This is a genomic window from Mesorhizobium sp. M0802, from assembly GCF_040320115.1.
Lineage (GTDB): Bacteria > Pseudomonadota > Alphaproteobacteria > Rhizobiales > Rhizobiaceae > Mesorhizobium.
The window spans coordinates 1-26604 of record NZ_JAMYOY010000016.1; the positions used below are offsets into that span (position 1 = coordinate 1).

17 protein-coding genes and 1 pseudogene are annotated in these 26604 nt (G+C 63.3%); 4 read left to right on the forward strand and 14 right to left on the reverse strand.

From position 1 onward, the window contains the following. Positions 1 to 359: 359 nt before the first annotated feature. From NKI10_RS21225 to NKI10_RS21275, 11 genes and pseudogenes are all read right to left on the reverse strand, one after another. Positions 360 to 1727 (reverse strand): annotated as a pseudogene (locus tag NKI10_RS21225) (peptide ABC transporter substrate-binding protein); the annotation flags it as partial. Between the two features lie 422 nt (positions 1728 to 2149). Further along, positions 2150 to 3799, reverse strand: a complete 1650-nt coding sequence (bglA, locus tag NKI10_RS21230; RefSeq protein WP_023702236.1) for a beta-galactosidase BglA — start codon at positions 3797 to 3799, stop codon at positions 2150 to 2152. Next, positions 3799 to 5799: a glycogen debranching protein GlgX gene (glgX, locus tag NKI10_RS21235; RefSeq protein WP_023821044.1), complete on the reverse strand. Its 2001-nt coding sequence runs from the start codon at positions 5797 to 5799 to the stop codon at positions 3799 to 3801. The genes bglA and glgX overlap by 1 nt, the downstream gene beginning before the upstream one ends. A 157-nt stretch (positions 5800 to 5956) precedes the next feature. Next, on the reverse strand, positions 5957 to 7585 hold the full coding sequence (locus NKI10_RS21240; RefSeq protein WP_023752773.1) for an alpha-D-glucose phosphate-specific phosphoglucomutase: 1629 nt from the start codon (positions 7583 to 7585) through the stop codon (positions 5957 to 5959). Positions 7586 to 7588: 3 nt separating this feature from the next. Continuing rightward, positions 7589 to 9034 (reverse strand): glycogen synthase GlgA, encoded by a 1446-nt coding sequence (gene glgA, locus NKI10_RS21245; RefSeq protein WP_023819223.1) that lies wholly within the window; start codon positions 9032 to 9034, stop codon positions 7589 to 7591. A 19-nt stretch (positions 9035 to 9053) separates the two neighbouring features. Further along, positions 9054 to 10319: a glucose-1-phosphate adenylyltransferase gene (gene glgC, locus NKI10_RS21250; RefSeq protein ID WP_023715696.1), complete on the reverse strand. Its 1266-nt coding sequence runs from the start codon at positions 10317 to 10319 to the stop codon at positions 9054 to 9056. Between the two features lie 83 nt (positions 10320 to 10402). Beyond that, positions 10403 to 12616, reverse strand: coding sequence for a 1,4-alpha-glucan branching protein GlgB (glgB, locus tag NKI10_RS21255; protein ID WP_023819224.1), 2214 nt, complete (start codon positions 12614 to 12616; stop codon positions 10403 to 10405). A 71-nt stretch (positions 12617 to 12687) separates the two neighbouring features. Further along, entirely contained in the window at positions 12688 to 15150 is a 2463-nt protein-coding gene (locus NKI10_RS21260) for a glycogen/starch/alpha-glucan phosphorylase (RefSeq protein WP_352861791.1), read from the reverse strand. Between the two features lie 140 nt (positions 15151 to 15290). Continuing rightward, the gene (locus tag NKI10_RS21265; protein ID WP_023670726.1) at positions 15291 to 16073 is read right to left on the reverse strand and encodes an ATP-binding cassette domain-containing protein; all 783 of its coding nucleotides are present in this window, start codon (positions 16071 to 16073) and stop codon (positions 15291 to 15293) included. Continuing rightward, complete coding sequence (locus NKI10_RS21270; RefSeq protein ID WP_023670725.1) at positions 16070 to 17131, reverse strand: ABC transporter permease; 1062 nt, start codon at positions 17129 to 17131, stop codon at positions 16070 to 16072. The genes NKI10_RS21265 and NKI10_RS21270 overlap by 4 nt, the downstream gene beginning before the upstream one ends. A 150-nt stretch (positions 17132 to 17281) precedes the next feature. Continuing rightward, positions 17282 to 18259 (reverse strand): sugar ABC transporter substrate-binding protein, encoded by a 978-nt coding sequence (locus NKI10_RS21275; protein WP_502897563.1) that lies wholly within the window; start codon positions 18257 to 18259, stop codon positions 17282 to 17284. A 264-nt stretch (positions 18260 to 18523) separates the two neighbouring features. On the opposite strand from NKI10_RS21275, the gene NKI10_RS21280 reads away from it, so the two are divergent. The 4 genes from NKI10_RS21280 (at position 18524) to NKI10_RS21295 (ending at position 22557) form a co-directional block, all read left to right on the forward strand. Then, on the forward strand, positions 18524 to 19750 hold the full coding sequence (locus NKI10_RS21280; RefSeq protein WP_023709842.1) for an ROK family transcriptional regulator: 1227 nt from the start codon (positions 18524 to 18526) through the stop codon (positions 19748 to 19750). Continuing rightward, entirely contained in the window at positions 19751 to 20197 is a 447-nt protein-coding gene (locus NKI10_RS21285) for an RbsD/FucU family protein (RefSeq protein ID WP_023709843.1), read from the forward strand. Then, a complete protein-coding gene (locus NKI10_RS21290; protein ID WP_023708422.1) occupies positions 20194 to 21117 on the forward strand; it encodes a carbohydrate kinase family protein in 924 nt (307 codons plus the stop codon). Before NKI10_RS21285 ends, NKI10_RS21290 begins: the two co-directional genes overlap by 4 nt. Before the next feature lie 297 nt (positions 21118 to 21414). Beyond that, on the forward strand, positions 21415 to 22557 hold the full coding sequence (locus NKI10_RS21295) for a DegT/DnrJ/EryC1/StrS family aminotransferase (protein ID WP_023698144.1): 1143 nt from the start codon (positions 21415 to 21417) through the stop codon (positions 22555 to 22557). 1 nt (position 22558) lies between these two features. On the opposite strand, the gene cysQ is transcribed toward NKI10_RS21295, so the two are convergent. Genes cysQ through cysD form a run of 3 tightly spaced genes read right to left on the reverse strand, consistent with a single transcriptional unit; the run spans position 22559 to position 26203 of the window. Continuing rightward, complete coding sequence (gene cysQ, locus NKI10_RS21300; RefSeq protein WP_352861927.1) at positions 22559 to 23347, reverse strand: 3'(2'),5'-bisphosphate nucleotidase CysQ; 789 nt, start codon at positions 23345 to 23347, stop codon at positions 22559 to 22561. A 10-nt stretch (positions 23348 to 23357) separates the two neighbouring features. Further along, positions 23358 to 25295: a sulfate adenylyltransferase subunit CysN gene (gene cysN, locus NKI10_RS21305; RefSeq protein ID WP_352861793.1), complete on the reverse strand. Its 1938-nt coding sequence runs from the start codon at positions 25293 to 25295 to the stop codon at positions 23358 to 23360. Between the two features lie 2 nt (positions 25296 to 25297). Then, positions 25298 to 26203 (reverse strand): sulfate adenylyltransferase subunit CysD, encoded by a 906-nt coding sequence (cysD, locus tag NKI10_RS21310; RefSeq protein ID WP_023670717.1) that lies wholly within the window; start codon positions 26201 to 26203, stop codon positions 25298 to 25300. Positions 26204 to 26604 lie beyond the last annotated feature (401 nt).

Below are 26604 nucleotides of genomic sequence, written 5' to 3' on the forward strand. Positions count from 1 at the left end.
ACCCCCCGGGGTGGCCCAAAAACCCCCCCCCTCTTCCCCGCCGGGGGCTTCCCCCCCCCCCCCCCCGCCCCCAACGGGGGGGGCGCCGGTCCAGTCAAGGATGATTATCAGTCCTTGGAGACGAAGCGGGACGGATGGATGTCCATCACATTGTCATCGAAGCCATGCAGCTTCGAGGAGACGATATCGTGGAAGCTGTAGTAGAGAAGCGGAATGTTGCCGACGTCATCGACAAGGATGCGCTCGGCCTCAGTGAGGTCCTTCATGCGCTCTTCCGGCTTGCCGCCGGCAGCCGCGGCCTTGTCCATGGCCGCCTCATATGCCGGGCTGACGTAGTTCGAATAGTTGTTGCCGCTGGCCTTGCGGGTGATGCCGAGGAAGGTCTCGGGATCCTTGTAGTCGGCGATCCAGGCGGCACGCGCCACGTCGTAGTTGCCCTTCTGCTCGAGGAAGGAATAGTGGGTCTTGGTATCGGTGTTGAGCAGCGTGATCTCGACGCCAAGCGGCTTCAACTGTTCCTGGATGGCAACCGCGGTGTTCTTGTGGTTTTCCGAGGTGTTGTAGCGGATCTCCATCTTCAGCGGATGCTCGGGCGTATAGCCGAGTTTCTCAAGGATCTTCTTGGCGGCGTCCTCGCGGTCGATCTGCGGCATGTCGGCGTATTTGGCCATTGCCGGCGTGTAGCCGGCGATGCCCGGAGGCACCATCGAATAGCCAGGCAGCATGGAATTCTGCCAGACCTTTTCGGCCAGGAAGTCGCGGTCGATAGCCATCGAGATGGCGTTGCGCAGCTCGACATTGTCCCAGGGCGCCTTGTCGGTCTTGATCGCGTAATAATAGGTGCCGAGATACGGTCCGACGCGGACCTGATCGCCGAACTTGGTCTTGAGGTCAGCGAGCTGTTCGGTCGGCAGGTCGCCGTAGCTGTCGAGTTCGCCGGCCTCGAAGCGCTTCATCGCCGAAGAGCGGTCTTCGGTCGGGATGTAGTTGACGACGTCCATCTTGACGGTCGCGGCATCCCAGAATTTCGGATTCTTGACCAGCTTCATGTGGTCGTTGGGAATCCACTCGGCCAATGTATAGGCGCCGTTCGAAACGAGATTGCCCGCCTTGATCCAGTCGGCGCCGAGCTTGTCGATCGAGGCCTTGTTGACCGGGTAGGTAGCCTGGTGGGTCAGCATCTCCAGGAAGTATGGCGTCGGCGCCTTCAGCGTCACTTCCAGGGTGTTGGCGTCGATCGCCTTGACGCCCATGTCCTCGGGCTTGCCTTTCTTGGTGTTGACTTCCTCGGCGTTCTTCACGGGATAGAGCATGGAAGCGTATTCGGCGGCGGTCGCCGGATCCTCCAGCCTACGGAAGGAATAGACGAAGTCGTCCGCCGTCACCGGGCTGCCATCCGACCACAAGCCGTCCTTGCGCAGCTTGAAGGTGTAGACGGTGCCGTCATCAGATACCGTCCAGCTTTCGGCGGCGCCCGGGATGAGGTTCGTCTTCTGATCGTGCATGACCAGTCCCTGGAACAGGTCGCGTATGATATCGGCTTCGTAGACGGTCGAGGTCTTGTGCGGATCGACCGTCTCCGCTTCGGCGGCGCTGCCTCTGTTATAGACGGTCTCGGCAAGGGCCGGCGTCAGGAACGTGCCTGCGGCAAAGGTCATGGTCGCGGCGACAAGCGTCGCCTTCAGCATATTTTTCAGCATGAAGTCTCTCCCTGTGGCGCTGCCCATCGGCTGCGCCTTACGAGTGTTGACGCCCCGGAACCGATTTCTGGCCCCTTCGAGCGCGCCGCCGGTTCCCGTTCCGGCAGCTGGTGGCAGGAGACTAGACAGACGGAAATATTATTTCAACCGAGTCTTGCTTGACGCTAAGTGAGCATCCTCACCTTAAACCAGCCATAGCTAATCTATATTACAAGATCCAATTGGGTGCAGCTTGTGGTTGTCCTGTAATTTTGGGTTTTGCCCTCAGCAGTTGTCATTAGCGCAACCATCTGGAAAAATTCCAGGAATGCCGTTCGTGGCCAAGCTCGACGAAAGTACCGAAGAAGCCCGAAAATGAAAAATGTGGCGCCGGTGACGTTGCGCGGATCACTCGGCACGGTTGCATGCGGACACGATCTTTTTTGAAGCCGGACGGCGTCCCTGAAAGATCAGCCTACCTTGCCGACAAACCAGCCCAGGGCCGGCAGCAACAGCCCCTCCTCCTGCAGGACGGCACCGCCACCCAGAGCGATCGCCTCGACAAGCTGGAGATCCGGCGGCAGCCGCCAGTCGGCCGGCTTGTCGGCGAAATTGAAGACGCAGAGCAATATCTCGTCCTCGCCCTGCCGGATGAAGGCAAGGACATCGCCGTCGGTATCGAGAAAGCGGATCGGGCCCTTGACCAGCGCCAGATGCGCCTTGCGCAAGGCGAGCATCGTCCGGTAGCCGGCGAGCACGGACTTGTCGTCGGCGTTCTGGATATCGACCGCCCGAGCGCGGTGGCTTTCCGGCACCGGCAGCCAGGGTTTTCCCGAAGAAAAACCGGCATTGTCGGCGCCCGCCTCCCACACCATCGGTGTGCGGCAGCCGTCCCTGCCCTTGACCCCCGGCCAGAAACGGATGCCGACGGGATCGCGCAGATCCTCGAAGGTCAGTTCCGCCTCCTCCAGCCCAAGCTCTTCGCCTTGGTAGAGACAGATCGAGCCCCGCAGGCAGGAGAGCAAAGCGATAGCGAATGTCGCCACCGCATCTGGATCGCCGCCCGGCCGCGTCCAGCGGCTGACATGGCGCACGACATCGTGGTTGGAGAACGCCCAGCAGACCCAGCCGTCGGCGACAGCTGCCTCGAAGGCCTCGACGCAGCCGCGCACATGGGCGGCTGAGAATTGCTGACCGAGCAGGTCGAAGGTGTAGCACATGTTGAGCTTGTCGCCGCCGGATGTGTAGGCGGCCAGCGTCTGCAGCGAACGGCCTTCGTCGCCGACCTCGCCGACACTGGCGCGGCCGTCATATTCGTCGAGTAAAGCGCGGAAGCGCCTGAGGAAACCGAGGTTTTCCGGTTGCGTCTTGTCGAACAGATGCTCCTGGAAGAGATAGGTGTTGGTTTCGCCATTGGTGCCGGCGACGCTCGACGCCAGCGGCGGATTGCTGCGCAGCCAGCGGTCGTGGACATAGTAGTTGACCGTATCCAGGCGGAAGCCGTCGACGCCGCGCTCGAGCCAGAACCGCACCGTCTGCAACAACGCGTCTTGAACCTCAGGATTGTGGAAGTTGAGGTCCGGCTGCGAGGCGAGGAAATTGTGCATGTAGTATTGCCGGCGGGTCGCGTCCCACTCCCAGGCCGGGCCGCCGAAGACCGACAGCCAGTTGTTGGGCGCGTTGCCGTCCGGCCTGGTGTCGGCCCAGACATACCAGTCAGCCTTGGGATTATCCTTGCTGGCACGGCTCTCTACAAACCATTCGTGCTTGTCGGAGGAGTGCGACAACACCTGATCGATGATCACCTTCAGGCCGAGCCTGTGCGCCTCGGCAACCAGCGCGTCAAAGTCGTCGAGCGTGCCGAACATCGGATCGACCGCCTGATAGTCGGAGACGTCGTAGCCCATATCGGCCATTGGCGATTTGAAGAAGGGCGACAGCCAGACGGCGTCGACGCCGAGCGAGGCGACGTGCGCCAGCCGTGAGGTGATGCCTGAGAGGTCGCCGCTGCCGTCGCCGGTGGTGTCCTGGAAGGAGCGAGGATAGATCTGGTAGATGACGCAGCCGCGCCACCAGTCGGCGCTCTGTTCGGGTCCCGGCTGGGCATTGTCGTCGGCCATCACGGACCCTTCCTGGCGCGGGCCTTTGCGGTCCGGCGCTCGATCATGAAACTGACACTGCGGCCGGGCAGCGGCCACGCGAGGTCGACCGCTTGCGCTTCAACACCCGGCTGCCATTCAAACCCTTGCCGCGCGGGCAGCGTGAAGACGCATTGGCGGCGATCGCCATTGACGATCACAGCCAGGCGGCCTTCCCCGCCATCGCCGAGCAGCATGACGAGGCGATGGCGCGAGCCATCGTTCCAGTCGGCTTCGCCGAGCGGCGCGCCGGTCTCGGTCAGCCACGCGACGTCGGGCACATCAGAACCGTCCGGCGGCTCTCCGGTCAGGAAGCGCGTATCGGAAAGCGCCGGCACCGCGCCGCGCAGAGCTGCGAGCGCCGACACATGGGCTTCCAGCCCGACGTCGCGCCCGGCCCAGTCGAGCCAGGTGATGGCGTTGTCCTGCGCATAGGCGTTGTTGTTGCCCCCTTGCGTGCGGCCGAATTCATCGCCCGCCGTCAGCATGATGGTGCCGCGCGAGGCAAACAGAGTGGCGAGCAGCGCGAAGCGATCATGGGAACGGGCCTCGGCAATCGCCTTGTCCGAGGTTTCGCCCTCGACGCCGTTGTTCCAGGACAGGTTCTCATTGTGGCCGTCGCGGTTCTTCTCGCCATTGGCCTGGTTGTGCTTGGCTTCATAGGCGACGATATCGGTCAGCGTCATGCCATCGTGTGCGGCGATGAAGTTGACCGTGCGGCTGGCGGATTGGCCCTCCCTGCCGAACACATCGGAGGAGCCGGCGAGCCTTGTCGCCAGCGCACCGACCGCGCCGGCATCGCCGCGCCAGAAGCGCCTGACGTCGTCGCGGTAGCGGTCGTTCCATTCGAGGTAAGGCGGCCGGAAATTGCCGAGCTGATAGCCATTCGGGCCGATGTCCCACGGCTCGGCGATCAGCACCCTATCGGCAAGCAGAGGATCGCCAGCGATGGTCTCGAGCAACGGGGCCGCCGGATCGAATACGCCAGCGACGCGGCCGAGGACCGGCGTCAGGTCGAAGCGGAAACCGTCGACGCCGGCATGGCGGACGAAATGGCGTAGCGTGTCGAGTACCATGTCGCGAACGACCGGATGATCGCAGGCAATGGTATTGCCGGTGCCGGTATCGTTGGCCAACCTGCCGTCCGGCTCGCTGCGGTAGTAGGCTTGATTGTCGAGGCCGCGCAGCGACAGCGTCGGCCCGAGCCGGTCACTTTCGCCGGTATGATTGAAGACGAGATCGAGGATGGTGCCAATGCCAGCCTTGCGCAGCACCCCCGCCGTATCGCGCAATTCGGCGAGGCCGCCCGGCGCCAGCCGCGGATCGAGCGCCATGAAGGTGACTGGGTTGTAGCCCCATGCGTTGCTGAGGCCGAGCGGCGGTAGATGGCGCTCATCGATCCATGCCGTCACGGGCATCAGCTCAACGGCGGAGACGCCGATCTTTCTGAGGTGTTCGAGGATGGCCGGATGCGCAAGTGCCGCAATGGTGCCGCGCTGCGCTTGGGGCACGTCCGGATGCAGTCTGGTGAAGGAACGGACATTGAGTTCGTAGATCAGACCGCCCGGCTGGAACAAAGGCGCCTTGGCCGGCAGCGGCTTGGGTAGCGCGCGGGCGACGGTCTTCGGCATCAGCGGCGCGGTATCGGTGCCTTCGTTGCGCCGGGCGGCAAGCCGCCAATGATGCTGGTAGGGCCGGTCTATCTCGACAGCGTAGGGATCAGTGAGCAGCTTGTCGGGATCGAACCACAGCCCGCGCTCCGGCGCATATTCGCCGTCGGCGCGAAAGCCGTAGCGCGTACCCGCGGCAAGGCCGGCGACGAACAGCGCATGGACGCTCTCGCCTTCCGGCTGAAGTTCGAGCCGGTCGATTTCACGGGCGCCGGTGTCGTCGAAGATCGACACCCACAGGCGCCGCGCGGACGACGACCAGGCGGCGAAGCGGATGCCTTCGGGAGTGACCGTTGCGCCGAGCTGGGTCATCGGCGCATCCTCCACCCTCCCCCTTGTGGGGAGGGTCGCGAACGAAGTGAGCGGGGTGGGGGTCGGCGCGGGGAAAGCGCTTTACGAGCACCCCCAACCCGATCCGCTGCGCGGATCGACCCTCCCCACAAGGGCGAGGGTAAAGACGTCACCACCCTCAAGTAATCACGCTCGGCTTGTTGCGCCCGGTGTGGCTCTTGATCCCGGCGATATCATCGGCAGCCGCGATCAGGTCGGCGAGCGCCTCTTGCGTGTCGAGATCATGCCGCGCTCTGTCCGGCTCGTAGCGCTCGATGTATACGCGCAGCGTAGCACCCGACGTGCCGGTGCCGGACAAACGAAACACGACACGCGAGCCGCCTTCGAACAGGATGCGGATGCCCTGGTTCTTGCTCACCGAACCGTCGACCGGATCGTGATAGGCGAAGTCGTCGGCATTGGCGATCTTCAGGCCGCGCACGCTGGTGCCGGGCAGCGAGGTCAGCTTGGCGCGCAACTCGTCGACCAGGGCGTTGGCGCGCTCGGTTTCGACCTCCTCATAGTCATGACGTGAATAGTAATTGCGGCCGTAGGTCGCCCAATGTTCGGTGACGACGTCCTTGCAGCTTTCGCCGCGCACGGCCAGGATGTTCAGCCACAACAGCACCGCCCACAGCCCGTCCTTTTCACGGACATGGTTCGAGCCGGTGCCGGCGCTTTCCTCGCCGCAGATCGTTGCCATGCCGGCATCGAGCAGATTGCCGAAGAACTTCCAACCGGTCGGCGTTTCGTAGATGCCGATGCCGAGCTGTTCGGCGACGCGGTCGGCAGCGCCGCTGGTCGGCATCGAGCGGGCGATGCCTTTGAGGCCGTCCTTGTAGCCCGGCGCCAATTGCGCATTGGCGGCAAGCATGGCCACCGAATCCGACGGGGTGACGAAAATGCCCTTGCCGATGATGAGATTGCGGTCACCGTCGCCGTCGGAAGCGGCGCCGAAATCGGGCGCATCCGGTCCCATCATCTCGTCATAGAGATGCTTGGCGTGGACCAGGTTCGGATCCGGGTGATGGCCGCCAAAATCCGGCAGCGGCTTGTAGTTGCGGCAGGTGCCATTCTCCGCGCCGAGCCGGCGCTCGAGGATTTCCTTGGCATACGGGCCGGTGACCGCATGCATGGCGTCGAAGCGCATGCGGAAGCCGTATTTGAAATTGGCGCGGATGGCGTCGAAGTCGAACAGGCTCTCCATCAATTCGGCATAGTCGGTGACCGGGTCGATAATCTCGACCGCCATGCCGCCGGCGGTCACCGTGCCGATCTTGTCGATGTCGATCTGGTCGATGTCGGCGGTCTTGAAGCTCGAAATCGTCTTGGTCTTTTCGAAGATCGCGTCGGTCAGCTTTTCCGGCGCCGGGCCGCCATTGCCGGCATTGTACTTGATGCCGAAATCCTCGTGCGGGCCGCCCGGATTGTGACTGGCCGACAGGATGATGCCGCCGAAGGTCTTGTATTTGCGGATGACATGCGACGCCGCCGGCGTCGACAATATGCCGCCCTGCCCGACCATCACCTTGCCGAAGCCGTTGGCCGCCGCCATGGCGATGGCCTTCTGGATGACCTCGCGGTTGTAGAAGCGGCCGTCGCCGCCGATCACCAGCGTCTTGCCCTCAAAGCCCTCCAGCGCGTCGAAGATCGACTGGATGAAGTTCTCGGCATAGTGCTCCTGCTGAAAGACAGGCACCTTCTTGCGCAGGCCGGACGTGCCGGGTTTCTGGTCGAGATAGGGTTTGGTGGCGACGGTCCGGATCATGCTTCAGGCAACCCTTTTCGAAAGCAGCAGGCGGTAGAGTTCAACGTATTTGTCGGCGCTCTTGTCCCAGGAGACATCGGCCTTCATGCCCTGGCGCTGGATCTGTTCCCAGACGGCCGGGCTCGAATGCGCATCGACCAGCCGGCGGATGGCGTGCAGCATGGCGCCGCCACTATTGGGCGCGAACTGGAAGCCGGTGGCGACACCGGCCGAGATCGCTGCTTCATTGGCGTCGATGATGGTGTCGGCAAGGCCGCCGGTGCGGGCGACGACCGGCACGCAGCCATAGCGTAGGCCGTAAAGCTGGGTCAGCCCGCAAGGCTCGAAGCGCGACGGGATGACGATGGCGTCGCAGCCGCCCTGCATGGTGTGGGAAAGCCCCTCGTCATAGCCGACGACGACGCCGACACGGCCGCGATGGCGGGCGGTGGCAGCCAGCAGCGCGCCTTCCAGGCCGGCGTCGCCTGAGCCGAGGATCGCCAGCCGCGCGCCGGTGGCGACGACGCCGTCGACCACAGCCGCCAGTATGTCCATGCCCTTCTGCCAGGTCAGCCGGCTGACGACGCAGACGATCGGACTGTCGTCGCGCTCGAGGCTGAAGCGGTCCTCGACAACCGCCCGGTTGGGAAGCCGAGCCTTGAGCGTCGCGGCGGAGTAGGCCGACACCAGATGCTTGTCGGTCTCCGGGTTCCAGATGTCGGTGTCGATGCCGTTGACGATGCCGTAGAGGTCGGAAGAGCGCATGTTGATCAGGCCGTCGAGGCCCATGCCGAATTCCGGCGAGCGGATTTCCTGGGCATAGGTGGGGCTCACCGTGGTGATCGCCCAGGCCGCCTGCAGGCCGGCCTTGAGGAAGCCGACGCCGCCATAGTATTCTACGCCGTCGAGCGCCATCGCCGCGGCCGGCAAGCCGAGCTCGCCAAAAATGCCGGCGCCGAACTGACCCTGGAAGGCAAGGTTGTGAACCGTGATCAGCGACGGCACGCCGACCGCCTTGCCGTAGCGCATATAGGCCAGCGTCATCGCCGACTGCCAGTCATGGGCGTGGACGAGATCCGGCTGGTAGCCGGAAATGGCGCCGCCGGCGATATCGCCACCGACCTGGCTCAGCGCAGCAAAACGCCGCCAATTGTCGGGCCAATCGGCGCCGGCCGCATTGCCGTAAGGGCCGCCGGGACGATCGTAGAGATGCGGCGCGTCGAGCACGAACAGGTCGAGCCCGGCGATCTTGACGGCATGGACCGAAGCCTTGCCGCCCTGCAGCAGCGGGTATTGGTAGACAGCCTTCTTTTTCTTGAAGGCGTCCATCACCTGGGGAAAGCCGGGGATGAGCGTGCGCATGGTCACGCCCCTGGCGGCCAGCGCGATCGGCAATGCGCCGGTCACGTCGGCAAGTCCGCCGGTCTTGATCAGCGGGAATATCTCGGGCGTGACCGACAGAACCTGCATGCGTTTATGGTACCCCGTCTTACAGCTTCAGCTTGTCGATCATGTCCTGCGTGACCAGGCAGATGCCCTTTTCCGAAACCCGGAAACGCTTGGCGTCGAGAACAGGGTCTTCACCAACCACCAGCCCTTCCGGTATCCTTACACCGTGGTCGATGACGACGCGCTTCAACTTTGCGTTCCGGCCGACATGAACGTCGGGCAGCATGACGACCTCTTCCAGCGTCGAATAGGAGTTGATGCGCGCGCCGGTGAAGATCAGGCTGCGCTTCAGCGAAGCACCCGAGACGATGCAATCGCCTGAGACCAGCGAGGAGACGGCCGAACCGCGCCGGCCATCCTCGTCATGCACGAACTTTGCCGGCGGCTTCAATTCGGCATAGGTCCAGATCGGCCAGTCGCGGTCGTAGAGGTCGAGTTCGGGAGTGATGTCGGTCAGGTCGATATTGGCTTCCCAGTAGGCGTCGACCGTGCCGACATCGCGCCAATAGGCTTCGTTCTCGGCCGTCGAGCGCACGCAGGACTTGGCGAAGCGATGCGCGATCGCCTTACCGTGCTGGACGATGTAGGGGATGATGTCCTTGCCGAAGTCGCGGCTCGAACCCGGCTCGGCCGCATCGCGGCGCAGTTGTTCCATCAGGAACTTGGTCTTGAAGACATAAATGCCCATGGAGGCCAGCGCGAATTCCGGCTTGTCGGGAATGCCGGGCGGGTCGGCGGGCTTTTCGACGAACGCGATGATGTTGTCCTTGCCATCGACATGCATGACACCGAAGCCGGTCGCTTCCAAGCGCGGCACTTCCAGGCAACCGACAGTGACGTCGGCATTGGCATCGACGTGCTGGCGCAGCATCAGCTCGTAGTCCATCTTGTAGATATGGTCGCCGGCCAGGATCACCATGTATTCAGGGCCATAGGCCTCGATGATGTCGATGTTCTGGTAGACGGCGTCGGCGGTGCCTTCATACCACTGCGTTTCCGAGACACGCTGCGAGGCCGGCAGGATGTCGAAACTTTCGTTTCGCTCCGGGCGCAGGAAGTTCCAGCCGCGCTGCAGGTGGCGGATCAGCGAATGCGCCTTGTACTGGGTGGCGACACCGAGGCGACGAATGCCGGAATTCAGCGCATTGGACAGCGCGAAATCGATGATGCGCGTCTTGCCGCCGAAATAGACAGCCGGCTTGGCGCGGCGGTCGGTCAATTCCTTGAGCCGGCTGCCGCGGCCGCCGGCCAGCACATAGGCCATGGCATCGCGCGCCAGCGGCTGGGTTCTCTTCAAGTCTGCCATTTTTACCCTCCCAAATTACCAGTCTGGAGCATCGCCCGGTCCGCAACGAGTCGACGGACCTAATCCGTAACGAGTTGACGGACCTAGTCCGCAACGAGTTCAAGCATGATCGTCGACAGCGGCGGCAAAAGCATCGTTGCCGAAATGCCTCCTCCTTCCGCCCTGGCTTCGACCACACCGCCATTGCCCTTGCCCGAACCACCGTAGTCCGAAGCGTCGGTGTTGATGATTTCGCGCCATTTGCCGACCTTGGGCAATGGCACGCGATAATTGTCGCGCGGCACTGGCGTGAAGTTGGAAATGACGGCGATCGGGTTGCCGCCGGGCGCGCTGCGCAGCCAGGCGAAGACCGAGTTTTCCTTGTCGTCGACGATCAGCCAGGAGAAGCCGTCCGGCTCGCAGTCGCGTGCATGCAGCGCCGGGCGCGAGCGATAGAGATAGTTGAGGTCGCGCACCGTCTGCCAGACGCCGCGATGCGGGTGGAAGTCGAGCAGGTTCCAGTCGAGCGCGCGCGCCTCGCTCCACTCGCGGCGCTGGGCGAATTCCTGGCCCATGAACAACAGCTTCTTGCCGGGATAGCCCCACATGAAGGCATAGAAGGCGCGCAAAGTCGCGAACTTCTGCCAGTCGTCGCCGGCCATCTTGCCGAGCAGCGTGCCCTTGCCGTGCACGACCTCGTCATGGGACAGCGGCAGCACGAAATTCTCGGAGAAGGCGTAGGTCAGGCCGAAGGTCAGGTCGTTGTGGTGATGTTTGCGGAAGATCGGCTCCTTGGCGAAATACTCCAGCGTGTCGTGCATAAAGCCCATGTTCCATTTGAAGCCGAAGCCCAGCCCGCCTTCATGCACCGGCGCCGAGACCTTCGGCCATGAAGTCGATTCCTCGGCGATGGTCATCACGCCGGGATGGTGGCCGTAGACCTCCTTGTTCATCTTCTGCAGGAAGGAGACTGCTTCGAGGTTTTCGCGGCCGCCCTTCTCGTTGGGGATCCACTCGCCGGCCTTGCGCGAATAATCGAGGTAGAGCATCGAGGCCACTGCATCCACGCGCAAACCGTCGACATGGTATTTCTCGGCCCAGAACAGCGCATTGTTGACCAGGAACGACACCACCTCGCGGCGGCCGAAATTGTAGATCGCGGTGTTCCAGTCGGGATGAAAACCCTTGCGCGGGTCGGCATGCTCATAAAGTGCTGTGCCGTCGAAATTGGCCAGGCCATGCGCGTCGACCGGGAAATGCGCCGGCACCCAGTCGAGGATGACGCCGACGCCGGCGCGGTGCGCACCGTCGACGAAACGGGCGAAGCCGTCGGGGTCGCCGAAGCGCGCCGAGGGGGCATAAAGTCCGGTTGTCTGATAACCCCATGACGGGTCATAGGGATGTTCGGAGATCGGCAGGAACTCGATGTGGGTGAAGCCGGTCTCGACAGCATAGGGGATGAGCTGGTTGGCGAGTTCGTCCCATGACAGGAAGCTGCCATCATCGTGCTGCTGCCACGAACCGGCATGGACCTCGTAGATCGATATGGCTTCGCGCCGCGGATCGGCCTTTCGCCAGTAATTGCGATGCGCCTCGTCGCCCCATTCATGCGCCGGCGGCACCGCCGTCACCGATGCTGTGGCCGGGCGCAGTTCAGACTTGAAGGCGAACGGATCGGCCTTGAGCGGCAGGCGCACGCCGTCGGGGGCAATGATCTCGTATTTATAGGGGTGGCCGGCGCCGATATCGGGAATGAACAGCTCCCAGATGCCGGTGTCGCGGCGGTCGCGCATCGTATGGCGGCGGCCGTCCCATTCGTTGAAGTCGCCGACCACGGAGACGCGCCTTGCATTGGGCGCCCAGACGGCGAAATTGACGCCCGACGCGCCTTCATGGTCGAGGAGATGGGCGCCGAGCTTGTCGAACAGCCTGAGGTGCGACCCTTGCGCGATATAGTAGTCGTCCATCGGGCCGAGCACCGGGCCGAAGGAATAGGGATCGGTCAGCCACCAGTCGCCGCCGGCATTTTTGGCGTGATAGCGCAGCGGCTGACGCTTCTTGATCGACAGTCTGCCTTCGAAGAAACCGGCGTCGTCGCGCCGCGTGAGTTCGCCGGCGTTCTTGCCGGCCAGCGTGTATGCGGTGACGAACTCGGCATTGGGGACGAAGCAGCGGGCAACCAGACCCTTGCCGGCTTCATGCACGCCCAGGATTGCAAAAGGATCGCCATGCGTGCCTGCAACAATTGCGGCGACATCGCCGGCTGACGCCAGCCCGTCCGACTCGCTCGTCGTCGCGGTCGCGCGCGGTTTCTTCATCAGGCGGTGTCCCTCCCTGGGAACCAGTTCTTGTGCACAAGACCCTTTGCTCGTGGCCTCATGCAATCATATCAGGCGGGCACGTTCCAGATTTCTTTCGCATATTGGCGGATCGTGCGATCGGAAGAGAACCAGCCGACGCGGGCAACGTTGCGGATAGCGCGCGCGTACCAATCGGGGCTGTTGCGCCAGACGGCGTCGACATCGCGCTGGGCGGCGGCATAGGCGTCGAAATCCGCCGCCACCATGAACCAATCGCTGTTGTAGAGACCGTCGACCAGCTCGCGGTAGCGATCCGGCTGGTCGGGCGAGAACACGCCCGACGATACTGCGGCAACAGCCTGCGCCAATTCAGGGGAGCCCTCGATCACGGCGCGCGGGTTGTAGGCATTGCTGCGCCGCTCGGCGACTTCCGCCGTGCTCAGGCCGAAGATGAAGATGTTGTCGTCGCCGACGCATTCCTTGATCTCGACATTGGCGCCGTCGAGCGTGCCGATGGTCAAGGCGCCGTTCAGCGCGAACTTCATGTTGCCGGTGCCCGACGCCTCCATGCCGGCAGTCGAAATCTGCTCGGACAGGTCGGCGGCCGGCATCATCACCTCGGCCAGGCTGACATTGTAGTTCGGCACGAACACCACTTTCAGCAGCCCGCGCACCGACGGGTCGCTGTTGATGACCTTGGCGACGTCGTTGGCCAGTTTGATGATCAGCTTGGCATTGTGGTAGCTGGGCGCCGCTTTGCCGCCGAAGAATTTGACGCGCGGCATCCAGTCCTGTTCGGGATGCGAGCGGATCTGGTCGTAGAGCGCGATCGCTTCCAGGATGTTGAGCAGCTGGCGCTTGTATTCGTGGATGCGCTTGACCTGGATGTCGAACAGCGCCGACGGGTCGAGCTTGATGCCGAGCCGGTCGGCGACCAGATTGGCGAGCTTGACCTTGTTGGAGCGCTTGACGGCGGCGAACTTGTCGCGGAAGGCGGCGTCACCGGCAAAGGCTTCGAGCCCCTTGATGGCGTCGATGTCGTCGAGGAAACGGTCCCCGATCGCCGCGCGGGCGAGCGCGGTGAGGCCTGGATTGCACTGGATCAGCCAGCGGCGTGGCGTGATTCCGTTGGTCTTGTTGTTGATGCGATCGGGATAGAGCTTGTGGAGATCGGCAAACACCGTCTCCTTCATCAGCTCGGTGTGCAACGCCGACACGCCATTGATCGAGTGCGAGCCGACAAAGGCCAGGTTACCCATGCGCACGCGGCGGTCGCCATTTTCCTGGATCAGGGAGATGCGGCTGATCTGCTCATTGGAAAACTGGTTGGTGGCGCGGGCCTCAAGCAAAACCTGCGCATTGATGGCGTAGACGATCTGCATATGGCGCGGCAAAAGCCGTTCGAACAGCGGCACCGGCCAGCTTTCCAGCGCTTCTGGCAGCAGCGTGTGGTTGGTGTAGCCGAAGGTGCGCTTGGTGATGTCCCAGGCCTGGTCGAAATCCATGCCATGGACGTCCATCAGCAGGCGCATCAGCTCCGGCACGGCGATCGCCGGATGGGTGTCATTGAGATGGATCGCCGCCTTGTCGGGCAGCGAGGCCAGATCGCCATACTGGCTGAGATGGCGCTGGACGATGTCCTGCAGCGACGCGGTGGAGAAGAAATATTCCTGCCGCAGCCGCAGTTCCTGGCCGGCCTTGTGGGAATCGGCGGGGTAAAGCACGCGCGACAAGGCATCGGCCTTGTTGCTTTCGGCCAGCGCGCCGATGTGGTCGCCGGCGTTGAACTTGTCGAGCAGGATCGGATCGACCGGCATGCCGGACCAAAGCCGCAGCGTGTTGACGCGGTTGGCGCGCCAGCCAACCACCGGGGTGTCGTAGGCGACGGCCTGGACATGCTCGGTCGGCTTCCAGACGTGACGTTCCAGCCGGCCATCCTTGGAGGTGATCGATTCCACCGAGCCGCCGAAGCCGACCTCGAAGGCACGCTCCCGCCGCTCGAACTCCCAAGGGTTGCCGTGGTCGAGCCAGGTTTCGGGCAGTTCGACCTGCCAGCCATCATGGATCTCCTGGCGGAACATGCCGTTGGCGTAGCGAATGCCGTAGCCATGCGCGGGAATGTCGACGGTCGCCATGCTTTCCATGAAGCAGGCGGCGAGCCGGCCAAGACCGCCATTGCCGAGCGCTGCATCCGGTTCGAGCCCGGCGATGAGGTCGAGGTCGACGCCCAGCGACTTGAGCGCTTCTCGCATATTGTCCATCAGGCCGAGATTGGAGAAGGCATCGCGCATAAGCCGGCCGATGAGGAATTCGAGCGACAGGTAATAGACGCGCTTTTCCTGCTGGGCGTAGGCCTCCTGCGTCGCCTGCATCCAATGATCGACGATGCGGTCGCGCACGACCTTGATCGAGGCTGTCAGCCAATCATATTGCGTGGCAACGGAGGTGCCTTTGCCGACCCGGTATTTGAGAGCCAGCAAGACTTCGTCGGCCAGCGTCTTGGGATCGGGTATTTCGAGATCGGGGGCTTTGGCTGTCATTGTTCGCGTCATACTGCCTCTCGTGATCGTGCTGCGATCATACCGGCTTTCGCTCTCAGTCCCAGCCTATCCTAGTGCATCGCAACATACGTTCAATCGATTTAGACCAGCATGCCGCCAGTTCCCCTGCGGCAATTTATCCGTCGAGCGGATCAGGCAGCGAGTGCAGCCTCCGGCGGAACCTTCGCTCCCGTCATGAAGGCGACGGCGTCGGACATGGTATATTGCTTGGGATCGATGACGCAGAGGCGACGTCCCAGCCGATGGATATGGATACGGTCGGCCACTTCGAAGACATGCGGCATGTTGTGCGAGATCAGCACGATCGGCAGGCCTCTTTTCTTGACATCGAGGATCAGTTCCAGCACGCGGCGGCTCTCCTTGACGCCGAGTGCCGCGGTCGGCTCGTCCATGATCACCACGCGGCTGCCGAAAGCGGCGGCGCGCGCCACCGCCACGCCCTGACGCTGGCCGCCCGACAGCGTTTCCACCGCCTGGCTGATGTTCTGGATGGTCATCAGGCCAAGCTCGGTCAGCTTGTCGCGGGCGCGCTTTTCCATTGCCGGCCGGTCCAGCATGCGAAGCCAGTCGCCGAGGAAGCCGGGTTTGCGGATCTCGCGGCCGAGGAACATGTTGTCGGCGATCGACAGGGCCGGCGACAAAGCCAGGTTTTGGTAGACCGTCTCGATGCCCGCCTCGCGCGCCTCCATGGGCGATTTAAAAGCGACAGCCTTGCCTTCAAGACGGATCTCGCCTTCGTCGGGCACGGCGGCGCCGGAAATCGCCTTGATCAGCGATGATTTGCCGGCGCCATTGTCTCCGATGACGGCCAGGATTTCGCCGGGGTAGAGGTCGAAGTCGGCATTGTCGAGGGCGGTGACACGGCCATAGCGCTTGATCAGGCCGCGCGCGGTGAGGATGGGTTCCACGGTCATGCCGAAACCTTTCTGATCCATTGGTCGATCGCCACGGCGCCGATGATCAGCACACCGGTGAGCAGCACCTTCCATTGCGGATCGGCGCCCAGCATGTTGAGGCCCATCGAGACGACACCGACGATCATCGCGCCGAAAAGCGTGCCCAGAATTGAGCCGCGCCCGCCGAACAGTGAAATGCCGCCGATCACCGTCGCAGTTATCGCCTGCAGGTTGTAGTCGGTGACGGCGGCTGACGGTGAGATCGAGCCGTTGCGGCCGATGGAAACCCAGGCAGCGAAAGCTGCGATCAACCCGGCAAGGGTGTAGACCGTCATCAACACCTTCTTGGTCTGGATGCCAGACAGCTTCGCCGCCTCCTGATCATCACCAACGGCGTAGACGTGGCGGCCCCAGGCGGTGTGATTGAGCACGTACCAGAGGATCAAAACGAGCACGACCGTGGCGATGACGCCCAGTGTCAGCACCGCCGTGCCGATCTTGAAACTCAGGGCAAAGAGATGCAGCAGCGGCGCCTGGGCGTCGACGTCGGTATCGCGGATCGTCTCGTTGGCCGAATAGATGAAGTTGGTCGCCATGACGATGTTCCAGGTGCCGAGCGTGACGATGAACGGCGGCAGCTTCATGTAGGCGACCAGCAAACCGTTAAGCAGGCCGCAGGCTGCGCCGGCGGCAAGCCCGATGGGCACTGCGAGCACGGCCGGCATGCCGTAGCTGACCGCGCAATTGCCCATGATCACGGCCGAAATCACCATGATCACGCCGATCGACAGGTCGATGCCGGCGGTCAGGATGACCAGTGTCTGCGCGGCACCGAGGATGCCGACGATGGCGATCTGCTGCAGGATCAGCGTCAGCGTATAGGATGAGAAGAAACGCCCGCCAATGGCGATGCCGAAAATTACGATCGACAAGACCAGCACAATCAGCGGCACCGCCGCCGGCGTGGAGTGCAGGAAATGCTGGATGCGCTTGACGGCCGATTTGTGCTCGTCAAAGGCGGCAACGCTTGTGTCGCTGCTCGAGAGAACCTTCTCGAATTCCTGTGCTTGAGCCATGTTTCCTCCCCTGGGCTTCAGCTCCATGCCGATACCCGCTCGCGCCTGTCCGGTCTGCTGCCGGGATTATTCGCGTGACGCATCGTCCACCCGAAGCGGCCGGGGATCAAGCCCCCGGCCGTCAGCTTGCCGCTGGCTGTCAGGCAGCCATCAGCCCCAGCACTTGGCGAGGCCTTCCTTGGTGTCGATCGACTTCACGCCATTGGCCGGCTTGTCGGTGACAAGGTTGACGCCGGTGTCGAAGAAGTTCTTGCCTTCGGTCGGCTTCGGCTTGGCGCCGTCCTTGGCGAAGGCGGCGATCGCCTCGATGCCGAGTGCCGCCATCTGCAGCGGGTATTGCTGCGAGGTGGCGCCAATGACGCCTTCGGTCACCGACTTCACGCCGGGGCAGCCGCCATCGACCGAGACGATCAGCACCTGGCTTTCGAGACCGACCGCCTTGAGCGCCTGGTAGGCGCCGACAGCGGCGGGCTCGTTGATGGTGTGGATGACGGTGATGGAGTTGTCCTTCTGCAGAAGGTTTTCCATCGCCTTGCGGCCGCCTTCTTCATTGCCGTTGGTGACGTCGTGGCCGACGATGCGGGCATCGTCCTCATCGCCGATCTTGTTGGGATCCTTCACGTCGATGCCGAAGCCCATCATGAAGCCCTGGTCGCGCAGCACATCCACGGTCGGCTGTGAGGGGGTCAGGTCGAGGAAGCCGATCTTGGCGTCCTTGGCCTTGTCGCCGAGGGTCGCGGCTGCCCAGGCGCCGATCAGCTTGCCGGCTTCCAGATTGTCCGTCGCGAAGGTCGCGTCGGCGGCATCGATCGGGTCCAGCGGGGTATCGAGCGCGATCACCAGCAGGCCGGCGTCACGCGCCTTCTTCACCGTCGGCACGATGCCCTTGGTGTCGGAGGCGGTGATCAGGATGCCCTTGGCGCCGTCGGCGATGCAGCTTTCGATCGCCGCCACCTGGCTCTCGCTGTCGCCGTCGATCTTGCCGGCATAGGTCTTGAGCTCGACGCCAAGTTCCTTGGCCTTGGCGGTCGCGCCCTCCTTCATCTTGACGAAGAAGGGGTTGGTGTCGGTCTTGGTGATCAGGCAGGCGCCGACGCCGGCGGCCGATGCTGTCGAAGCAAACGCCATCAGGCCGAGGCCCGCCGCGGCGAACACGGTGGACTTCAATAATGCTTTGGTCACGATCTTCCTCCCATGGAACCATGCGGATGCCGCCAACCGGCATCTCGAGCGCATCCACTGAAGTTCTCCCAGTGTGGACGCGCCCTCAAATGACACCAGCGGGAGCCGCCTGTCAATAATTAAATCACTCTTATTTATTATTGACAGCTTTGCGTGGTTCACTCATTCTGCCGCAAAAGCAGTAAGAATAAACCAAGGGAAGGAACAAGGGTGGAGACCGGCATTGCAAGGCACGGTTCGCCCGAGGCGGCCGCCAGCCGTCTCCACCGTGGCACCAACCAGAGCGGCATGCGCGACCACAATGAGCGGCTGGTGCTGTCGCTGGTTCGCCAGCATGGCAGCCTGGCCAAATCAGACATTGCGCGCATGACCGGGCTTTCAGCGCAGACCGTCTCGGTCATCATGCGCGAACTGGAGGAAGACAGCCTGCTGCTGCGCCAAGCGCCGTTGCGCGGCAAGATCGGCCAGCCCTCCATCCCGATGGCGCTGAACCCCGAAGGCGCCTTCTTCATCGGCCTCAAGATCGGCCGCCGCAGCGCCGAACTGGTGCTGATCGATTTCCTCGGAACTGTGCGTTCCATGCTGCAGCACTCCTACCGCTATCCGGCGCCGCGCGAGACGGTTGAGTTCGTCACCGAAGGCATGAAGACGATGCGCGCCGAACTGACACCTGCGCAGGACAAGCGCATTGCCGGGCTCGGCATCGCCATGCCGTTCGAACTGTGGAACTGGGCCGACACCGCCGGCGCGCCGCGCGACATCATGGACGAATGGCGCCATCGCGACATCCGTGCCGACATCCAGGCGCAGTGCGAATTCCCGGTCTATCTGCAGAATGACGCCACCTCCGCCTGCGGCGCCGAACTGGTGTTCGGCCAGACCGGCGGGGCGCGCGACTTCGTCTATTTCTATATCGGCGCCTTTGCCGGCGGCGGCATCGTGCTCAACGGCCGGCTGTTCGGCGGGCCAACCGGAAATGCCGGGGCGCTGGGTTCGATGCCGGTGCCGGGGCCGGACGGCAAGCCGACGCAGCTCATCGACGTCGCCTCGATCGCCATGCTGGAAAAGGCGCTTAACGCACGCGGCGTCGAGGCTTCGCATCTGTGGACGTCGCCTGAGGATTGGGGCGAGATCGGTCACGAGCTCGACGACTGGATCGCCAATGCCGCTCAGGCGCTGGCCTATGCCATCGTATCGGCGTCCTCGGTGATCGATTTCGAGGCCGCGGTGATCGACGGCTGGATGCCGCTGGCTGTCCGGCGCCGGCTCGTCGATGCGATCAGGCAGGCGATCGGTACGATCGATGGCGAAGGGCTGAAGCTTCCGGTGGTGCGCGAAGGCACCGTCGGCATCCATGCCCGCGCGCTGGGCGGCGCCAGCCTGCCGCTGTCCGAACGCTTCCTCATCGGTTCGACCACCATTTCCCGGAGCACCTGAATGCTGATCGGTATTCCGTCGCTGCTCGGTCCGGAGCTTCTGGCGACATTGCGCGCCATGGGCCATGGCGACGAGATCGCGCTTGTCGACGGCAACTATCCGGCGGAAGAACAGGCAAACCGGCTGATCCGCGCCGACGGTCTTCACCTCATACCGGTGCTTGAAGCCATTTTGAGCGTTCTGCCGGTGGACGACTTCGTGCCGGAAGCGCTGTTTCGTGCCTCGGTAAAAGGCGATCCCTCGGTCGCCGATCCGGTCCACCATGAAATCGAAACGATCTGCACCAGGCGCGCGCCGGGCCGCAAGGTGGTTGCGCTGGCGGGCGCCGACTTCTATGCACGCGTCCGGTCGGCATATGCGATCGTCGCCACCAGCGAACCCCGGCTCTATGCCAACATCATCATCCGCAAGGGCGTGATCTATCCGCCGGAGAACAAGAAATCATGATCCTCTGCTGCGGCGAAGCCCTGATCGACATGCTGCCGCGCACCACGACACAAGGCGAGCCGGCCTTTGCGCCCTATGTCGGCGGCGCGGTGTTCAACACGGCGATCGCGCTTGGCCGCCTCGGCGCGCCCGCCGGCTTCTTTTCCGGCCTGTCGTCGGATCTGTTCGGCGGCCAGTTCCGCGAGGCGCTCGGCGCAAGCAAGGTCAGCTCCACCTATGCGCACACCTCCCCTCGCCCGACCACGCTCGCCTTCGTGCGGCTCACCAACGGCCAGGCGACCTACACTTTCTACGACGAAAACACCGCCGGGCGCATGCTGACGACAGAGGATCTGCCGAAACTGGGCGCCGAGATCGAAGCCATGCTGTTTGGCGCCATCAGCCTGATTTCGGATCCGGCGGGTGCTGCCTACGAAGAATTCATGAAACGCGAGCACCAACGCCGCGTCATGATGCTCGACCCCAACATCCGGCCGAACTTCATCCCCGACAAAGCCAAGCACCTCCGGCGCATCCGCTCGATGATGGCGATGGCCGACATCGTGAAGCTATCGGATGAGGATCTGCACTGGTTCGGCGAGGCCGGCTCGCATGAGGACGTCATCCGCAATTGGCTCGATCGGGGCCCCAAGCTGATCGTCGTCACCCATGGCAGCGAAGGCGCAGTCGGCTACAGCAGGGATCACAAGGTCACGGTGATGCCGCATAAGGTGGAGGTGGTCGACACGGTCGGCGCCGGCGACACTTTCAATGCCGGCATTCTGGCCTCGCTGCACGAGCAAGGCCTGCTCACCAAGGCCGGGATCGGCGGCCTTTCGGAGGACGCCATCCGTCAGGCGCTGGCCCTCGGCGCCAAAGCGGCGGCGGTGACCGTGTCGCGGGCCGGCGCCAACCCGCCCTGGCGGCACGAAATCGCCTGATCCACGCTTAGTCCGCCGCCAGCCGCTGCAAGCAGCCGATCACTTTATGTTTCCGCGAGCCGGAAAGACGCACTGAATTAGCCGGATTAATAGGCGGCGAAGCCCGGATTTCCGGCATCTTGCGGCAATGCAGGGAAAGCCTGAAGTAACAGGCTGCGACACCTAGACAACCCGTCCCGCGGCCGGTCCGGCTTTCTAGACCGGCCCAACTCTGGTACCAGCGGCCCGGTTAAGTTGTTGTTTCTGTGCGTGTCATTGTCCCCGGGGCAGCCCGCACCACACCGTTTTGAGGCCGACATGCAGTTCATCGATCTTGGCGCGCAGCGCGAACGTATCCGCGACCGGCTGAAGGCCGCGATCGACAATGTCGTCGAGGAAGGCCGCTATATCCTAGGGCCGCAAGTCACCGAATTCGAAAACAAGCTCGCAGCCTATATCGGCACCAAGCATGTCGTGGCCTGCGCCAACGGCACCGACGCGCTGCTGTTGCCGCTGTTTGCCGCCGGTATCGGCCCCGGCGACGCGGTGTTCGTGCCGAGCTTCACCTTTGCCGCGACGGCGGAAGTGGTGGCGCTTGCCAAGGCCGAACCGGTTTTCGTCGATGTGGACGCCGAGACCTACAACATCGACATCGCCAGCCTCGAGGCGGCGATCGCCATGATCAAGAAGGAAGGCCGGCTGAAGCCGAAGGCGATTATTCCCGTCGACCTGTTCGGGCTTGCCGCCGACTACGAGGCGATCATGGCGATTGCCAAGCGCGAAGGGCTGCTGGTGATCGAGGATGCGGCGCAGTCGATCGGCGGTTCGGCCGACGGCACAATGTGCGGCGCCTTCGGCCATGTCGGCTCGACCAGCTTTTATCCGGCCAAGCCGCTGGGCTGCTACGGCGATGGCGGCGCGATGTTCACCAATGACGACGCGCTGGCCGACCAGCTGCGCTCGTTTGCGTTCCACGGTAAGGGCGAGACGCAGTATGACAATGTCCGCGTCGGCATCAATTCACGCCTCGACACGATCCAGGCGGCGATCCTGATCGAGAAACTCGCCATCCTCGAAGACGAGATGGTCGCCCGCCAGGTGGTGGCCAAGCGCTACGCCGAAGGTCTCGGCGACATCGTCAAGGCGTCACGCAATCTGGGCGGTGGCCGCTCGGCCTGGGCGCAATACGCCATCGAGACGCCGAAGCGCGACGGGTTGAGGGCGCATCTCGGCGAAAAGGGCATCCCTTCGGTGATCTATTATGTGAAGCCGCTGCACGAGCAGGTCGCCTATCGCGACTATCCGCGCACGCCGACCGGGCTTGCGGTTTCGGAGGAACTGCCGAAGCGCATCCTGTGCCTGCCGATGCATCCCTATCTCAGCGAAGCCGACCAGGACCGCATCATCGAGACGATCCGCAACTACATTGGCTCGAACTCGGCGCATGTAGCGGCGGCGTAAGTTACGCCGCGTCCGCCGCCTTCCCGCTCGCAATAAAATGCGGGTTGGCGAAATCCTCGTCGTCGCTCTGTTTGCGCTTGCCATAGGTGAGCGGCTCGCCGTCCAGCGTGCGCGTCATGCCGCCGGCGGCGCGCAGTACGGCGTCGCCGGCCGCCGTGTCCCATTCCATGGTGCGGCCGAAGCGCGGATAGATGTCGGCTTCGGCTGCGGCGAGCAGGCAGAATTTCAGCGATGAGCCGACCGAGACGATCTCGGCGGCGCCGAGATCCTTGATGAAGGCTTCGGTTTCCGGGGTGTTGTGCGAGCGGCTGGCAACGACCGCCAACGGCGTGACCGCCCTCCTAACCGAAATCCGCCGGCGGCCGACGATACGGAAGTCGTCATCGACCTCGATTGCTTCGGCCCAGCCCGGCCGTCCAGAGAAGAACCGCCCGCTGCACGGTGCGAAGACGACGCCGATCTCCGGCACGCCGTGCCGGACAAGCGCGATGTTGACGGTGAAATCGGTCCGGCGGTTGACGAATTCCTTCGTTCCATCGAGCGGATCGATCAGGAAGAAGGCGCCATCCAGATCGGGCGGCACAATGCCTTCGGCGACCTCTTCCTCGGCCACGCAGGGAATATCGGGATAGGCCGCACGCAGGCCGGCGAGGATGATCGTCTCGCTCTCGCGGTCGGCTTCCGTGACCGGCGAGGAGTCCGACTTGCTGTCGACCGCGCAGCCGGCCTTGAAGACCCGCATCACCTCGCGTCCGGCTTCGAGCGCCAGGCGCTCGAGCACGTCGAGCATCACTTCGTCGTCAGATGCCGCCGCCGCTGTCATATTGGTCTTCGGCAATGTCGCGCTCATTCAGCCAGTGTTCCAGAGCCTCTACCATCTCCTCGGCCGTCTTGCCGAGTGTCTTGAGATGGATTTCGGGATTTTCGGGAGCTTCATACGGGGAATCGACGCCGGTGAAGTTCTTGATCTCGCCATTCAGCGCCCGTGCGTAAAGGCCTTTCGGGTCGCGTCGGGCGCATTCCTCGAACGGCGTATCGACGAACACTTCGACGAACTCGCCGTCGGCCATCAACTCCCTGGCCATGCGCCGCTCGGCGCTGAAGGGGGAAATGAAGGAGACGATGACGATCAGCCCGGCATCGGCCATCAGCTTTGCCACTTCGGCGACACGGCGGATGTTTTCGACCCGATCGGCGTCGGTGAAGCCGAGATCGCGGTTGAGGCCGTGGCGGACATTGTCGCCGTCGAGAATGTAGGTGTGACGCCCCGAAGCGAACAGCTTCTTCTCAAGCAGATTGGCGATGGTCGACTTGCCCGAGCCGGAAAGACCGGTGAACCAGAATACGGCGGGGCGCTGGCTCTTGAGGTCGGAGCGGCCGCGCTTGCCGACATCGAGCGACTGCCAATGGATGTTTTCGGCGCGGCGCAAGGAATGCAGGATCATGCCGGCGCCGACCGTGGCATTGGTGATGCGGTCGATCAGGATGAAGGCGCCAGTATCGCGGTTGTCGGCGAAGGTGTCGAAGGCGATCGGCGCCCGGGTCGAGATATTGCAGATGCCGACTTCGTTCATCTCGAGCGACTTCGCCGCCTCGCGAGCGAAGTCGTTGACGTTGACGCGGTATTTCAGGTCGGTGACGGTGGCGCTGGTCTGGTCGGTCTCGGTGCGCAGTATATAGGAGCGTCCCGGCAGCAGCGCTGCCTCGTCGAACCAGACGATGTTGGCGGCGAACTGGTCGGCAACCTGCGGCCGTGCCGCCGGCGACACCAGCATGTTGCCTCTGGAGACCTCGACCTCGTCATCGAGCACAAGGGTGATGGCCTGGCCGGCCACCGCCTGGGCAAGATCGCCGCCTTGCGCGACGATGCGCTTGACCCGCGAGGCCTTGCCGGATTTGGCGACCACCACCTCGTCGCCCTGCGCGACGGAGCCGGACGCGATGGTGCCGGCAAAGCCGCGGAAGTCGAGATTGGGCCGGTTGACATACTGCACCGGAAACCGGAACGGCAGTTCGACCGCGGCCTCGTCGACCGATATGGTTTCGAGATGCTCGATCAGCGACGGGCCGGAATACCACGCCGTCTTGCCGGAGCGGCTGGTGACATTGTCGCCATAGCGGGCCGACATCGGGATCGGCACGATCGTCTGGAAGCCGAGCTCGTGCGAGAACTGCCGGTAATCCTCGACGATACGGTCGAACACCGCCTGGTCGAAATCGACGAGGTCGATCTTGTTGACGGCAAGCACGATATGGCGGATGCCGAGCAGCGAAGCGATGATCGAGTGGCGCCGGGTCTGGCGCAGCACACCCTGGCGCGCATCGATCAGCACGATGGCGAGATCGGCAGTCGATGCGCCGGTCGCCATGTTGCGGGTGTACTGTTCATGGCCGGGGGTGTCGGCGACGATGAACTTGCGCTTGGGCGTGGCGAAGAAGCGGTAGGCGACGTCGATGGTGATGCCTTGCTCGCGCTCGGCCTCGAGGCCGTCGACCAGAAGCGCGAAGTCGATGTCGTCGCCAGTGGTGCCGTGCTTGCGGGAATCGCGCTCGAGTGCGGCGAGCTGGTCCTCGAAGATCTGCTTTGTGTCGGACAGAAGACGGCCGATCAGCGTCGACTTGCCGTCGTCGACCGAGCCGCAGGTGAGGAAGCGCAGCAGCGACTTCTTCTCCTGCGCCGCCATGTATTCACGCACGCCGTCGCTGGGAGCGAGGCTCTTGGCCAGGATATGGCGCATGCTCAGAAATATCCCTCGCGCTTCTTCTTTTCCATCGAGCCGGCTTCATCGCGGTCGATGAGGCGGCCCTGGCGCTCGGAGGTGCGCGCCGTCAGCATCTCGCCGACGATGGCTTCGAGCGTGTCGGCGTCGGATTCGATGGCGCCGGTCAGCGGATAACAGCCGAGCGTGCGGAAACGCACCAGACGGTTCTCCATCGTCTCACCGGGGCGCAATTGCATGCGATCGTCATCCTTCATGATCAGCATGCCGTCGCGTTCGACCACCGGCCGCTCCTTGGCGAAATAGAGCGGCACGATCGGGATGTTTTCCTGCAGAATGTACTGCCAGATATCGAGCTCGGTCCAGTTCGACAGCGGAAACACGCGGATCGATTCGCCCGGCGCGATGCGGGTGTTGAAGATCTTCCACATCTCCGGCCGCTGGTTCTTCGGGTCCCAGACATGCTGGGCGTTGCGGAAGGAAAAGATGCGCTCCTTGGCGCGCGACTTCTCCTCGTCGCGCCGAGCCCCGCCGAAGGCAGCGTCAAAGCCGTATTTGTCGAGCGCCTGGCGCAACGCCACCGTCTTCATGACATGGGTGTGGGTGTTCGAGCCATGGTCAAAGGGGTTGATACCGTCGCGCACGCCGTCTTCATTGACGTGGACCAGCAGGTCGAAGCCGAGCTTCTGCGCCATCTGGTCGCGAAAGGCGATCATCTCGCGGAACTTCCAGGTGGTGTCGACATGCAGGAAGGGGAAAGGCGGCTTGGCCGGATAGAAGGCCTTCATCGCCAGATGCATCAGCACGGAGGAATCCTTGCCGACGGAATAGAGCATCACCGGCTTGGAGAAGGAGGCGGCAACCTCACGGAAGATGTGGATGGACTCGGCCTCGAGCCGCTGCAGGTGCGTAAGCGCGATGTTCATGGACTGTGAGCGTTCTCTCGTGCAATCCAGACCTTGCATCAGATGGATCGGGCGTCCTTTTCAGCCGCCCGGTTCAAGCTTCACTGCTGGACACTATCGGTTCGTGCCGGCGTTCTAGCAGATCGCCACCTGATATAACAACGCTGGAAAGGCCGGCGGCCACACCGATCGGCAACGAATTTTCCATGAAAAGCCTAGAATCCGAAAATTCCTGCCCGACGGAGCGATAGCATTCAAAGGCCGGGAAAAATCTTGCCTGGACCGAAAGAAACGCCGGCCCGACCTCGTCGCACTTTCGAAAACCGCACCCAGCCGCTATACCGGCTCCTGAACCTGCGCCGGGCGGCATGCCGCAAATGCCGCCGCCAAACATCGTCCGTCGCCAAGCGACCCAGCGCATT

What these genes read in the sequence shown, in the direction of transcription:
- bglA (WP_023702236.1), bottom strand. Translation starts at nt 3,799, where the DNA reads ATGGCCGACGACAATGCCCAGCCGGGACCCGAACAGAGCGCCGACTGG.
- glgX (WP_023821044.1), bottom strand. Translation starts at nt 5,799, where the DNA reads ATGACCCAGCTCGGCGCAACGGTCACTCCCGAAGGCATCCGCTTCGCC.
- NKI10_RS21240 (WP_023752773.1), bottom strand. Translation starts at nt 7,585, where the DNA reads ATGATCCGGACCGTCGCCACCAAACCCTATCTCGACCAGAAACCCGGC.
- glgA (WP_023819223.1), bottom strand. Translation starts at nt 9,034, where the DNA reads ATGCAGGTTCTGTCGGTCACGCCCGAGATATTCCCGCTGATCAAGACC.
- glgC (WP_023715696.1), bottom strand. Translation starts at nt 10,319, where the DNA reads ATGGCAGACTTGAAGAGAACCCAGCCGCTGGCGCGCGATGCCATGGCC.
- glgB (WP_023819224.1), bottom strand. Translation starts at nt 12,616, where the DNA reads ATGAAGAAACCGCGCGCGACCGCGACGACGAGCGAGTCGGACGGGCTG.
- NKI10_RS21260 (WP_352861791.1), bottom strand. Translation starts at nt 15,150, where the DNA reads ATGACGCGAACAATGACAGCCAAAGCCCCCGATCTCGAAATACCCGAT.
- NKI10_RS21265 (WP_023670726.1), bottom strand. Translation starts at nt 16,073, where the DNA reads ATGACCGTGGAACCCATCCTCACCGCGCGCGGCCTGATCAAGCGCTAT.
- NKI10_RS21270 (WP_023670725.1), bottom strand. Translation starts at nt 17,131, where the DNA reads ATGGCTCAAGCACAGGAATTCGAGAAGGTTCTCTCGAGCAGCGACACA.
- NKI10_RS21275 (WP_502897563.1), bottom strand. Translation starts at nt 18,259, where the DNA reads ATGGCGTTTGCTTCGACAGCATCGGCCGCCGGCGTCGGCGCCTGCCTG.
- NKI10_RS21285 (WP_023709843.1), top strand. Translation starts at nt 19,751, where the DNA reads ATGCTGATCGGTATTCCGTCGCTGCTCGGTCCGGAGCTTCTGGCGACA.
- NKI10_RS21290 (WP_023708422.1), top strand. Translation starts at nt 20,194, where the DNA reads ATGATCCTCTGCTGCGGCGAAGCCCTGATCGACATGCTGCCGCGCACC.
- NKI10_RS21295 (WP_023698144.1), top strand. Translation starts at nt 21,415, where the DNA reads ATGCAGTTCATCGATCTTGGCGCGCAGCGCGAACGTATCCGCGACCGG.
- cysQ (WP_352861927.1), bottom strand. Translation starts at nt 23,347, where the DNA reads ATGCTCGACGTGCTCGAGCGCCTGGCGCTCGAAGCCGGACGCGAGGTG.
- cysN (WP_352861793.1), bottom strand. Translation starts at nt 25,295, where the DNA reads ATGCGCCATATCCTGGCCAAGAGCCTCGCTCCCAGCGACGGCGTGCGT.
- cysD (WP_023670717.1), bottom strand. Translation starts at nt 26,203, where the DNA reads ATGAACATCGCGCTTACGCACCTGCAGCGGCTCGAGGCCGAGTCCATC.